Genomic DNA, 13254 nt, shown 5'->3' on the forward strand with positions numbered 1-13254 from the left:
CATCCCTTCTCCTAACTAATTTCACTATCTAAATAAAACGTTCAGACAAACAATTTAGTCAAGAAGTAAAAAGTTTGATATACTATAAAATACTGAATAAGAAAAATCGAATCGTAGTTCAGAAGAAGGATTCTGAACATCGGTTCGATTTTTGTTTTGCATGTTTGAACACAACATGTTAGGGTTATATATGAATCAACACACTATATATAGTGTATAACAGCATTTAGATGAATTGGTACCCACCACGTTTAAAAGGGAATCCGCCACGAACGGAGCTGCCCCCGCAACTGAGGGCACGGACGACTATCTTATGAAAACCACTGCTTCGGCGGGAAGGAAAGATGGAAGAACGATGTGCCAGCCAGTAGACCTGCCAGTCATCTCAGCAAAACATTCTTCGGGGTTGGAGAGTGAAAGCACAAAGCAGTCTTTTTTCAGTCTGCCTAAAACTTTCCGCTATCTACTACACGTCAATCGACGACTCCCGATTATATCGGGAGTTTTTTTATTTAGTACATAACCGAATTAATTAACTAAAGGGAGCGGATATAATGGCTATTATTCAAGAATCTGTGGGACTTCATTTATTGATGGAAAACTTACAACAGGAATTCGGCAAGAAACAAATCGAACCGTTGATCGAAGCGAGTGAGAAATTCCAAGAGCGTCACCCAGCGAGCTCAGCAACTGAATGGACGAACGCCATGGTGCTAGAGTCTTTAAGCCGTATTGATGAAGCGAATGCGTATTGGACGTTTGTAGCGGCGCGTATTTATTTATTCGACGTCTATGCAAAGCAAAAAGCATTGCGTGGAGCGGATGTCTATACCGATTTTGCGAAAAATGTAGAACGCTTGGTGGAACAAGGTTTATATACACCCGTTCTGACAGAGAAATATAGCCAGGACGAGCTTCAGGAAATCGGTAAGCTGCTTGATCCTTCTCGTGACCTATTATTCACATATATCGGATTGAAAACATTGGTAGACCGCTATGTAACGGTGAACTTTAAGAAACAGTCCGTGGAGCTTCCGCAAGAGCGCTGGTTGATCATCGCGATGACGTTAATGCAAGATGAAACGGTAGACCGTATTCATAAAGTCAGCGAAGCGTATTGGGCGATGAGCAACTTGTACATGACGGTTGCGACGCCTACATTGTCGAACGCAGGCAAGATGCACGGTCAGCTATCAAGTTGCTTTATCGATACAGTAGATGATTCACTGCAAGGGATTTACAACAGCAACACCGATATTGCGAACTTGTCGAAATTCGGTGGCGGTATCGGAGTCTATATGGGAAAAGTTCGTTCTCGCGGTGCATCGATTCGTGGTTTCGAAGGTGCGTCAAGCGGTGTTCTTCCTTGGATCAAACAGCTGAACAACACAGCAGTCAGTGTTGATCAACTCGGACAACGTCAAGGTGCCGTAGCCGTTTATCTCGACGTATGGCATCAAGATATCTTCACGTTCCTCGACCTCAAGCTCAATAACGGGGATGACCGTTTACGCGCACATGACATTTTCACAGGCGTATGCTTGCCGGACTTGTTCATGGAGAAAGTCGAGTCCCGTGAAGACTGGCATTTATTCGATCCACATGAAGTCCGCACGAAAATGGGCTATTCATTGGAAGATTTCTATGATGAAACAAAAGGACAAGGAACATTCCGCGAGAAGTATGAAGAATGTGTCCGCAATGAAGATTTATCAAGAGAGACGGTTTCAGCGATTGAAATCATGAAGCGGATCCTACGTAGCCAGCTGGAGACGGGAACGCCATTCATGTTTTACCGCGACGAAGTAAACCGTATGAACGCTAATAAGCATGAAGGAATTATTTATTCTAGTAATTTGTGTACAGAAATATTACAAAATATGTCAGCATCTACACATGAATCGGTTACACTCGAAGACGATATGGTCGTCACACGCACAAAACCAGGCGATTTCGTTGTATGTAATCTATCATCGATCAACCTTGGAAAAGCTGTGACAGCAGACGTTTTAGACCGCTTGATCAAAATTCAAGTACGTATGCTCGACAACGTTATCGATCAAAACCAAATTCCAGTTGTACAAGCACAACGCACAAATGCACGCTACCGTGGAATTGGACTCGGCACATTTGGTTGGCACCATTTACTCGCATTGAAAAACATTCAGTGGGAGTCAGACGAAGCGGTGAATTTCGCAGACGAGTTATACGAAAATATCGCGTATTTGACAATTAAAGCTTCAATGGAATTATCAAAAGAAAAAGGCGCGTATCCATTGTTTGATGGTTCGGATTGGCAAACGGGAGAATATTTCGAGCAACGCGAATACGATTCCAATAAATGGCGTGAACTGCGCATGGACGTGGCAATGAACGGTATGCGTAACGGCTACTTGATGGCAGTTGCGCCGAACAGCTCGACGTCGGTTATCGCAGGCTCAACAGCATCGATCGATCCAGTGTTCAAGCCGTTCTACCATGAAGAGAAGAAAGACTATAAATTACCGGTTATTGCACCGGATCTAGATCACAATACGTATGACATTTACCGTCGTTCTGCTTACATCGTCGATCAGCGCTGGTCTATCAAGCAAAACGCCGCGCGTCAGCAACACATCGATCAGTCGATTTCATTCAACATCTATGTACCGAACTCCATCCGTGCATCTGTTATTTTGGATCTGCACTTGCAGGCATGGAAATCCGGCATGAAAACGACGTACTATATGCGTTCAACCGCAGCAGAGATTGAGGAGTGCGAGTGGTGTCATTCTTAATCGCCTATGCATCCTGGAGCGGCAACACACAGGAAGTAGCGGAATTGATTACGGAACGTCTACAAAATGAAGGTGTCGAAGTCGATACCTATCGCATCGGCATCGGCCTCATCCCAAATGTTAAAGAATACGACGCGTTGTGCATCGGTTCATTCACATGGGAAAAAGGGGCAACGCCGGATGAAGTCAAAGATTTCGTGGCGGACGTCGGCTATAAACCGGAGCTCGTCTACGTCTTTGGCACAGGGGATACCCAGTTTGGCGGCGATGATTTATTTTGCAAAGCAGCAGACAAGCTAGCGAAATTTTATCATTCCCCATTTGAACCATTGAAGATTGAGCAAAGCCCACGCGGCATGCAAGAACAAATCGTTACGAATTGGACGAAAGGAGTGCTCGAACATTGGCGACACTTACACGAGTAAAAGTACTGAATCCTGCAAACCCGAATAAGGCAACAGCTATTTTCGGAGGGGAAGCAAGCGGCATCCTGAACTGGAACGACATCGCGCACCCTCATTTCTATACACTACGTCAGCGAATCCGGGCTCTTTTCTGGACAGCGAATGAAGTGGACATGACACAAGACGTCAAGCAGTTCTCAAGCTTGACCAAAGAAGAGCAATCCGCATTCCTGAAAATCATTGGCTTACTCGCTACACTTGATGGTCCACAAACCGTCATTGCAATGAAAATCGCAGACTTCACAACGGATCCTTCCGTCAAGTCGATTCTTGCGACGATCGCAGACCAGGAAAGTGAACATAATCACAGCTACGCATACGTACTTTCATCTGTCACGAACTTGGACAAGCAAATGGAAGCCTTTGAAATGGGGCGTACAGACGAAGTATTAATGAAGCGAAATGAACGAATTGTAGACGTCTACAATGAATTTGCGGAGAACCCGACAATCGAAACGGTTCTAAAAGCGATGGTCTACACGACGTTATTAGAAGGTCTATTCTTCTACAGTGGCTTCGCATTCTTCTATAACTTGGCGCGCCACCAGAAAATGGTCGGTACATCGACGATGATTTCGTACATCAATCGTGATGAACTGCAACATGGTAAAGCGATCAGCGATATCTTCCGAGCAGCATTGGCTGAAAATCCAGAGTACAACACAGACGAATTCACGGAATGGATCTATGACCAATTCCGCCACTCCGTCGAGCAAGAAGTCATCTGGAGCCGCTACGTATTAGGAGGCATCGATGGCCTGGAGCTGGAAGAGATGGAAGGCTACATCAAGTATCGCGCAAACAAAATGTTGCGCATGCTCGGCTTGAGCGAAATCTACCCAGAGTTCACGGACAATCCAATGAAGTGGATCCGCGCGTACGTTGATAACTTCGACGACACGAAAACGGATTTCTTCGAACAAACTAGCCGACAATATGTGAAGACTAGTGATTTGAATGGTTTTGATGATTTGTAATGGGTAAAAGGGGAGGGGAATCCGTTATGGGTTCCTCTTTTTTATGCATGGGGGAAGGGGGAGTGCATTGTTTTTAAGAGAAGATGCTTATATATATGGCAGAGCGCTCATAATTCCACGCTATCCGCTCAAACATCTTCCCAACCGCTCAATGAACCCTCCCAACCGCTCTATCCATCCATTTATCCGCTCTATGTATCACGGCATCCGCTCAATCTTCTTGTTTAACCGCTCAATGTCCATCACGGCAGTCATCTCTATTCATGTTCGGAAGGCAAGTCGCTCACACATCTGGCTAAGTGCTCATAGTTCCACGCTATCCGCTCATACATTTCTGCAACCGCTCAATGAACCCCCGCAACCGCTCTATCCATCCATTTATCCGCTCTATGTATCTCCACAACCGCTCAATAAACCCCCGTCCCCGCTCAATCCCCACCAATCAAAGCATCCGCCTACAACACCAATCAACCTCGCCACCCAAACCAAACCAAACAAAATCAAATCAAAAAAACCAAGCAGATCAATATCCGCTTGGTCATGTCCTACCTATAAAATTACTTCTGAGCTTCTGCAGTCTTGTGCATTGTCTTGTTTTTCGCAAGATTTACGTGCCAAGATAGAGCTTCTTCCAAGATGTGTGGAGTTTGTCCGCCAACTTGTTCACATGCTCTGTTGTAATAATCGCGTAGCTCTTCCTTGAAATCAGGGTGAGCACAGTTCTCGATCAACAACTCCGCTTTTTGTCTTGGAGCCAAGCCGCGAAGATCCGCATAGCCTTGTTCCGTAACAATTACGTCTACGTCGTGCTCCGTGTGGTCCACGTGAGAAGAGAAAGGTACGATAGATGAAACGTCTCCGCCTTTTGCGTAAGACTTCGTAACGAAAATCGCGATGCGTGCGTTACGTGCGAAGTCACCAGATCCACCGATACCGTTCATCATACGTGTTCCGCTAACATGTGTAGAGTTCACGTTTCCGTAGATGTCTAGCTCAAGCGCTGTGTTGAATGAGATGATACCCAAACGACGGATAATTTCCGGGTGGTTTGAGATTTCTTGTGGACGGAATACCAACTTGTCGCGGTATTTGGCGATATCGTCTTCGAAGCTGTCCAAACGCTTTTTGGATAGAGTCAATGAAGTAGCAGAAGCGAATTTCACTACACCATCATCGATCAAGTCGAAGATTGCGTCTTGAAGTACTTCAGAATATACTTCGATATCTTTAAACTCGGAATTTCTCATACCGTCAAGTACTGCGTTCGCAACTGAACCAACACCTGATTGAAGAGGCATTAGCGTTTCATCCATACGGCCCAATTTGATCTCGTCACGGAAGAAGTTCAACAAGTTGTTTGCAATCTCTTGTGTTTCTTCGTCTGGAGGAACGATAGGGGAAGGAATATCGCCTTGCTCTGTAAGAACGATTCCAACAACCTTTTCAGGGTCTACTTTGATACCTGGTGTACCGATTTTATCTGTTGCGCTGTATATAGGAATTTCTTTACGTTGGTTTTGAGCATCTGGGATGTAGATGTCATGTAGGCCTTCAAACTCCATAGGTGCATTTACGTTCAATTCGATGATGACATGCTTCGCTTCTTGAACGAAGATCGGAGAGTTACCAACAGAACCAGTCGGGATGATATATCCTTCTTCTGTAATAGCTGCTGCTTCGATGATTGCATAGTCAACTGGTCCGATTACGCCTTGGCGAATCCATTCAGCTGTATGAGAAAGGTGCTGGTCGATGTAGAAAGAGTCACCTGAATTGATTTTGCCGCGCATTGCTGGGTTGCCTTGATAAGGAACACGTAAATTGATTACATCTGCATTGGCCATCAATTCGTCAACGTTCGGGCCCATTGAAGCGCCAGTGAAAACGTTTACTTTAAAATCTTCAGTTTTTCCTCGTTCTGCCAATGCCAATGGGACCGCTTTTGCGTCTCCAGACAAAGTAAATCCACTCAGACCTAGAGACATTCCATCCTCGATCCAAGACGCTGCTTCTTTTGCTGTAACAATCTTGTCTTTCAGTGCTTCACAACGAAGTACCTTGTTTAATTCGTTTGCCACGGTATCATCCACCTTACCTTTCATTTTGTATATAATTCTATCATTTATATAAATAAAATCAACATAATATTATGAGAACTATACTAATTTTCCCACTCATGCAAGAAAAATACTAAAAATTATGAAAGTTTTAGATGACATGTAGAAGCTAGCATAGAGAGTTTTCCCTTACGCTAAAATTAAAACCAGGGATTTGCGAAGGGATAATAGGGAATTCCCTGATAGAAACAAGTGTAGAAACACGTATACTTGTATAATATAAAGATATTTTATGAGAATTGAACAAAAAGACCTATGATTAACGGTGATTAATAGGGAATTCCCTTAGATTAAATTCAGACTACTTAGTTTATTTTGGGGTAAGAAGTTTAATAGGTTGGATTCATTTACAGCTACATTCTGAGAAGGAGTGGAAAATTTCGATGAAAAAAAGATTCGGATTGAATTATTTTAAACCCGTCGAGAGTTATTCTGGAAGTTGGTCAGTGCTGGAAGAGAAAAATCGTGATTGGGAAAACATGTACCGTCAACGCTGGTCGCATGACAAAGTGGTGCGTACGACGCATGGCGTAAACTGTACAGGCTCTTGTAGCTGGAAAGTCTTCGTCAAGAACGGCATCATCACATGGGAAAATCAGCAAATCGATTATCCTTCCTGTGGTCCTGATATGCCAGAATTCGAACCGCGTGGTTGTCCGCGTGGCGCTTCATTTTCTTGGTATGAATACAGTCCTTTGCGTGTGAAGTATCCTTATATACGCGGCAAGCTGTGGCGCATGTGGAACGAAGCATTGCAGGAAACGAAAGATCCAGTAAAAGCATGGATAGCGATTGTTGAAGACCCTGAGAAATCCAATGAATACAAAAAAGCGCGGGGCAAAGGCGGTCACGTCCGGATTCATTGGCGTGATGCGACGATGCTCATTGCAGCTCAACTCATCTATACGGTACAAAAATACGGTCCGGATCGCGTAGCTGGATTCACACCGATTCCTGCGATGTCGATGGTCAGTTATGCATCGGGCGCACGTTTCATTTCATTGCTCGGTGGCGAAATGCTTAGTTTCTATGACTGGTATGCAGACCTTCCGCCGTCCTCTCCACAAATTTGGGGTGAGCAGACGGACGTTCCAGAGTCGAGTGACTGGTTTAACGCGGGCTACATCATCATGTGGGGCTCGAACGTTCCACTCACACGGACACCGGATGCGCACTTCATGACAGAAGTCCGTTATAAAGGAACGAAAGTCGTTTCCGTTGCACCGGATTATGCGGAAAGTGTCACGCATGCGGATGACTGGATTGCGGCGAACCCGGGAACGGATGCAGCAGTTGCTCAAGCGATGACCCATGTCATTTTGGATGAATTCTATCAAAAACGTAAAGAACCGACATTTATAAACTATGCCAAACAATACACGGACATGCCGTTCTTGATTCTACTTGACCCGCATGAAGATTCGTATAAAGCAGGACGTTTCTTGCGTGCAAGCGATCTTGGACAGCAGTCGCCACATGCTGAGTGGAAACCCGTGTTATTTGATGAAGCGAAAGATGAAATCATAGTTCCGAACGGCACGATGGGGCAGCGCTGGGAAGATGACGTCAAGTGGAATCTGCAACTGGAAAACGCAGATGGCACACGCGTTGAGCCTGCATTATCCATTGAAAAGCACGCGGAGAAATGGCAAGAAATTCATTTCCCGTACTTTGATAACCGAGGAAATGGCACATTCAAGCGCCCGATCCCTACGATGAAGGTTCAATTTGCAGACGGCACAGAGCGTTTAGTTGCGACAACGTACGATGTCATGATGAGCCAGTACGGTGTCAACCGAATCGGTAGTGAGCTAGAGGCGACAGGTTATGACGACGTGACGTCTATCTATACACCGGCTTGGCAAGAAGCGATCACGAACGTTAAACCGGAACTCGTTACACAAATCGCTATGGAGTTCGCACAAAATGCGATCGACACAGGCGGACGATCCATGATTATTATGGGAGCGGGAATCAATCACTGGTTTAACAGTGACACGATCTACCGCGCAATCCTCAACCTCGTTACGCTAACGGCTTCACAAGGAGTCAACGGCGGAGGCTGGGCGCATTACGTAGGACAAGAGAAATGTCGTCCGATTGAAGGCTGGAGCACGATTGCCTTTGCGAAAGACTGGCAAGGTCCGCCACGTCTGCAAAATGCGACTTCATTCTTCTACTTTGCGACCGATCAATGGAAGTACGAAGAAGCGGGTACGGATACACTCATGTCACCACTAGGCGGAGAAGCGCGATACCAGCACCCGGCAGACTATAACGTACTTGCAGCGCGTCTCGGCTGGTTGCCATCGTATCCGCAGTTCAATAAAAACAGTTTAATGCTTGTGGAAGAAGCGGCGAAGCTTGGGAAGACCGATACAAAAGAAGTCGTTTCACATGTTGTCGATCAGTTGAAATCAGGCGAGCTACAATTTGCGGCAGAAGATCCAGGTGCACCAGAAAACTTCCCACGTTCATTATTTGTCTGGCGTTCGAACTTGATCTCCAGTTCGGCAAAAGGGCAGGAATACTTCATGCGGCACTTACTCGGCGCATCCGACGGCTTGCTTGCAACGCCGAACGAAGATATGAAGCCGAAAGAAATGGTTTGGCGCGATGATGTGGAAGGAAAGCTTGATCTACTCGTAGCACTCGATTTCCGTATGACAGCGACTCCACTGTATGCAGACATCGTGCTACCAGCTGCGACGTGGTATGAGAAAGTGGATCTGTCTTCAACAGACATGCACCCATTCGTCCATCCGTTCAACCCAGCAGTCAATCCATTATGGGAATCCAAATCGGACTGGGATATTTACCGTGAGATCGCGAAAACATTCTCGACACTTGCGGAAACGCATCTGCCAGGCGTCTATAAAGACTTAGTCACATCTCCGCTAGCACATGACTCCGTTCAAGAAATTGCGCAGCCGATGGGCGAAGTGCATGACTGGAGTAAAGGTGAAATTGAAGCGATCCCCGGTAAAACGATGCCAGGTATGACCATCGTAGAGCGCGACTTTACGAAAATCTATGATAAATACATTACGCTCGGACCGCTGTTATCGACAGGGAAAACCGGCGCACACGGCGTCAGCTTCTCGGTAGCGGAAGAGTATGAAATGATGAAAGGCATCAACGGTATTTATGAAGACGATACCGTGAAAGACGGCTTGCCTAAATTGTACACGGCGAAACACGCAGCAGAAGCGATGTTGACATTGTCTTCTGCAACGAACGGCCGCGTTTCACAAAAAGCATTTGAAGCGGCAGAGCACGATACAGGTATGGAACTAAAAGATATTTCAGCAGACCGCGCAGCAGAGCGATTCACATTCGCAGGGATTACCGCGCAACCGCGTGAAGTCATTCCAACACCGGTCTTTAGTGGTTCGAATAAATTAGGACGACGCTACTCGCCATTTACGACGAATATCGAACGTCTCGTACCATTCCGAACATTGACAGGGAGACAGCATTTCTACGTTGATCACGAATTATTCCTTGGATTCGGCGAAGCATTGCCTGTCTATAAACCAACACTTCCGCCATTCGTCTTTGCGGATCGCGATGCAGAAATTAAAGGCGGACAAGATGCACTCGTTCTTCGCTACTTAACACCACACGGTAAGTGGAATATCCACTCGACCTACCAAGACAATCAGCACATGCTGACATTGTTCCGCGGTGGTCCGACCGTCTGGCTATCGAATCTCGATGCAGAAGAGCACGGAATCGACGACAATGCTTGGCTTGAAGTGTATAACCGAAACGGTGTTGTCAATGCGCGTGCCGTTGTCAGTCACAGAATGCCTAAAGGTACGATGTTTATGTACCATGCACAGGATAAGCATATTCAGATGCCCGGCTCGGAAATTACCGAGCAACGCGGAGGAAGCCATAATGCACCGACGCGAATTCACATGAAGCCGACTCAAATGGTAGGCGGCTATGCACAGCTCAGTTATGGATTCAACTACTACGGACCGATCGGTAACCAACGTGATGTTTACGTCGCAGTTCGTAAGATGAAGGAGGTCAACTGGCTTGAAAATTAAAGCGCAGGTAGCAATGGTAATGAACTTAGACAAGTGTATTGGGTGTCATACGTGTAGTGTGACGTGTAAAACGACATGGACGAACCGTGAAGGTGCCGAGTATATGTGGTTCAATAACGTAGAAACGAAACCGGGGATCGGCTACCCGAAACGCTGGGAAGACCAGGAACTCTATAAGGGCGGCTGGCAGTTGCGTAAAGGAAAGCTAGAACTGAAATCAGGTTCAAAGCTTTCGAAAATCGCACTAGGGAAGATCTTCTACAACCCGGACATGCCGGAAATGAAAGATTACTATGAGCCTTGGACATACGACTATGAAAAGCTAACGTCCGCACCGGACCAAGAACATACGCCGGTTGCACGTGCAAAGTCCGTCATCACAGGCGAATACATGGATCCTGAGTGGGGCCCGAACTGGGAAGATCAGTTAGCAGGCGCTCATATCACTGGACCAACTGACCCAAATATCGAGAAAATTGAAGAAGAAATCAAATTCAACTTTGAACAAGCGTTCATGATGTACTTGCCACGACTATGCGAACACTGCTTGAATCCAAGTTGTGTAGCTTCTTGTCCGTCAGGCGCCATGTACAAGCGTGACGAAGACGGAATCGTTCTTGTCGATCAAGAAGCCTGCCGCGGCTGGCGTTATTGTATGACCGGTTGTCCGTACAAGAAAGTGTACTTTAACTGGAAAACGAATAAAGCGGAAAAATGTACATTCTGTTTCCCACGCGTAGAATCCGGTTTGCCGACCGTTTGTTCTGAGACATGTACAGGCCGAATCCGCTATCTAGGTGTCTTGCTTTATGACGCAGACCGCGTGCAAGAAGCCGCGTCTACACCGGATCCAAAAGACTTGTACCAAGCGCAATGTGATCTATTCTTAGATCCACATGACCCGGAAATCATCGAACAAGCAATCAAAGATGGCATTTCTGAAGACTGGATTGACGCAGCACAAAACTCACCAGTGTACAAATTAGCAATCGAGTACAAGCTAGCATTCCCATTACACCCGGAATACCGGACATTGCCAATGGTTTGGTACGTTCCACCGCTTAGCCCGATCATGAACTACTTTGAAGGGAAGGACTCCATCAAAAATCCGGACATGATTTTCCCGGCTATTGAAGAAATGCGAATTCCACTTCAGTATTTAGCCAATATGCTAACGGCTGGAGATGTGGATATCGTCAAGGGAGGCTTGCAACGTATGGCGATGATGCGTTCATATATGCGTGCGGTTTCTTCCGGCAAAGACTTCGACGAATCCAAACTAGAGCGCGTTGGATTGACTGCCAAACAGACGAAACAAATGTATCGTTTGCTGGCGATTGCGAAATATGAAGATCGTTTCGTAATCCCGACTTCTCATAAAGAAAGTCAAATGAACGTGTACCGTTCCCAAGGTTCAGCAGGGTACGACGGCATGGGTACCTACGGTGAACAAGCACCAGCTCAAAATCCGTACTCTTCATTCTCTGTAATGGGCTCGGACGGAGGGTGTGACGGTTGCGGACCTGTAACTCCGGGAGCAGCTCCAGTGAAAACAGGCAAGGAAATCTATGAAGAGAATTTCTATGGGGGGATCTGGCGTGATTAATCTCGACCTCTTATATGATAAGAAGCATATCTTCGGCTTTTTCTCCCATCAACTGAACTACCCGGAAAAGCTGACGTTTCATCCAGATATGTGGAATGAGTATGTAACGGAAGATGCTGCAGGTTACGAAGACCTGCAGCTGTACTGGGAAACGATGCAAACGTACAGTTTGGATGAAATACAAGAGATGTACACCTACACATTTGATTTCCAAAAAGACGCTACGCTGTTCATGACCTATGTGAAGTTTGCGGACTCAAAAGAGCGTGGTCAGACGCTGGCGCAGTTAAAAGTGTTATACGAAATGTTCGGGCTCGAAATGCCGGATGAAGAACTATCCGACTTGCTTCCGTTAATGTGTGAATTTATTTATGCGGCTGAATGGAAGGGAGATCCGCGAGCGCAGCAGAGCTTTTCGATGTTGCTCGCAGTCATCGAGGACGGTTCCTACTTTTTAATGAAAGCACTTGAAAAGTATGAAAGTCCATGGCTACATTTGATCCGTGCACTGCGTGAAACATGTAAATCATGTATTCAACGGGAGGTTTCCGCTAATGACTAGTCAATTTCTATGGGTCATTTTTCCTTACATCTGTATCGCAGTATTTATTGTAGGACATATTTTCCGCTATAAGAACGACCAATTCGGCTGGACCGCGAAGTCGAGTGAATTTATTGAAAAGAAGCAATTGATGATCGGTAGTTTGCTGTTCCACATCGGAATCTTCCCCGTCATTTTAGGTCATGTGGCGGGACTTGGGATTCCGAAAGAGTGGACACGCGCAATGGGTGTTAGCGACCATATGTACCATATCGGCGCTGTGTGGGGTGGCGGATTCTTCGGTGTCATGACATTAGCCGGTATGATTATTCTTACGTCACGTCGTTTCACAAAGAAAAATGTTCGTAAGTTGTCCTCGAGATCCGATTTAATCGTCAATACCTTTTTACTGTTTATCGTGTTCATTGGTGTTTACAGTTCGTTGATCACCAACACGATGACGCCGGGATTTGATTACCGTGATACGATTTCGGTCTGGTTCAGATCATTACTGATTTTCCAGCCAGAAGCGGCATATATGGCATCTGTTCCGATTGCGTTTAAACTGCATGTTTTAACGGGCTTCCTTATTTTTGCCATGTGGCCATTCACTCGACTCGTTCACGTCTGGAGTGTGCCATTGAATTATGTAGGTAGAAGTTATATTCTATATAGAAAACATCTGCCGACCAAACAATCACCTCGGTAAGCGAA

General features: G+C 45.9%; 8 protein-coding genes and 1 riboswitch. Of the genes, 7 read left to right on the forward strand and 1 reads right to left on the reverse strand.

The window, feature by feature from the left end; genetic code table 11:
• Nucleotides 1-218: 218 nt before the first annotated feature.
• Nucleotides 219-395, forward strand: a riboswitch (cobalamin riboswitch).
• Nucleotides 396-593: 198 nt separating this feature from the next.
• The 3 genes from CSV68_RS10775 to CSV68_RS10785 are packed head-to-tail and all read left to right on the forward strand — an operon-like array spanning nt 594 to nt 4218.
• Nucleotides 594-2777, forward strand: coding sequence for a ribonucleoside-diphosphate reductase subunit alpha (locus CSV68_RS10775; RefSeq protein ID WP_483315679.1), 2184 nt, complete (start codon nt 594-596; stop codon nt 2775-2777).
• Entirely contained in the window at nt 2765-3202 is a 438-nt protein-coding gene (locus CSV68_RS10780; protein ID WP_085428032.1) for a flavodoxin, read from the forward strand. The genes CSV68_RS10775 and CSV68_RS10780 overlap by 13 nt, the downstream gene beginning before the upstream one ends.
• Complete coding sequence (locus CSV68_RS10785) at nt 3181-4218, forward strand: ribonucleotide-diphosphate reductase subunit beta (RefSeq protein WP_085428033.1); 1038 nt, start codon at nt 3181-3183, stop codon at nt 4216-4218. Before CSV68_RS10780 ends, CSV68_RS10785 begins: the two co-directional genes overlap by 22 nt.
• Nucleotides 4219-4775: 557 nt before the next feature.
• On the opposite strand, the gene CSV68_RS10790 is transcribed toward CSV68_RS10785, so the two are convergent.
• Nucleotides 4776-6320, reverse strand: coding sequence for a succinyl-CoA:acetate CoA-transferase ScpC (locus CSV68_RS10790; RefSeq protein ID WP_369823537.1), 1545 nt, complete (start codon nt 6318-6320; stop codon nt 4776-4778).
• A 398-nt stretch (nt 6321-6718) separates the two neighbouring features.
• On the opposite strand from CSV68_RS10790, the gene CSV68_RS10795 reads away from it, so the two are divergent.
• From CSV68_RS10795 to narI, 4 genes are read left to right on the forward strand one after another with little or no spacing between them, the layout of a single operon-like run.
• A complete protein-coding gene (locus CSV68_RS10795; RefSeq protein WP_099662132.1) occupies nt 6719-10393 on the forward strand; it encodes a nitrate reductase subunit alpha in 3675 nt (1224 codons plus the stop codon).
• Nucleotides 10383-11999, forward strand: coding sequence for a nitrate reductase subunit beta (gene narH, locus CSV68_RS10800; protein WP_099635074.1), 1617 nt, complete (start codon nt 10383-10385; stop codon nt 11997-11999). Before CSV68_RS10795 ends, narH begins: the two co-directional genes overlap by 11 nt.
• Nucleotides 11992-12561: a nitrate reductase molybdenum cofactor assembly chaperone gene (gene narJ, locus CSV68_RS10805; RefSeq protein ID WP_099635075.1), complete on the forward strand. Its 570-nt coding sequence runs from the start codon at nt 11992-11994 to the stop codon at nt 12559-12561. Before narH ends, narJ begins: the two co-directional genes overlap by 8 nt.
• Complete coding sequence (gene narI / locus CSV68_RS10810) at nt 12554-13249, forward strand: respiratory nitrate reductase subunit gamma (protein WP_099635076.1); 696 nt, start codon at nt 12554-12556, stop codon at nt 13247-13249. Before narJ ends, narI begins: the two co-directional genes overlap by 8 nt.
• Nucleotides 13250-13254 lie beyond the last annotated feature (5 nt).

This window comes from Sporosarcina sp. P29, assembly GCF_002743265.1.
Lineage (GTDB): Bacteria > Bacillota > Bacilli > Bacillales_A > Planococcaceae > Sporosarcina.

Coding starts and splice junctions, on each gene's coding strand:
- narI (WP_099635076.1), top strand. CDS start 12,554: ATGACTAGTCAATTTCTATGGGTCATTTTTCCTTACATCTGTATCGCA.
- CSV68_RS10790 (WP_369823537.1), bottom strand. CDS start 6,320: ATGAAAGGTAAGGTGGATGATACCGTGGCAAACGAATTAAACAAGGTA.
- CSV68_RS10795 (WP_099662132.1), top strand. CDS start 6,719: ATGAAAAAAAGATTCGGATTGAATTATTTTAAACCCGTCGAGAGTTAT.
- CSV68_RS10775 (WP_483315679.1), top strand. CDS start 594: ATGGAAAACTTACAACAGGAATTCGGCAAGAAACAAATCGAACCGTTG.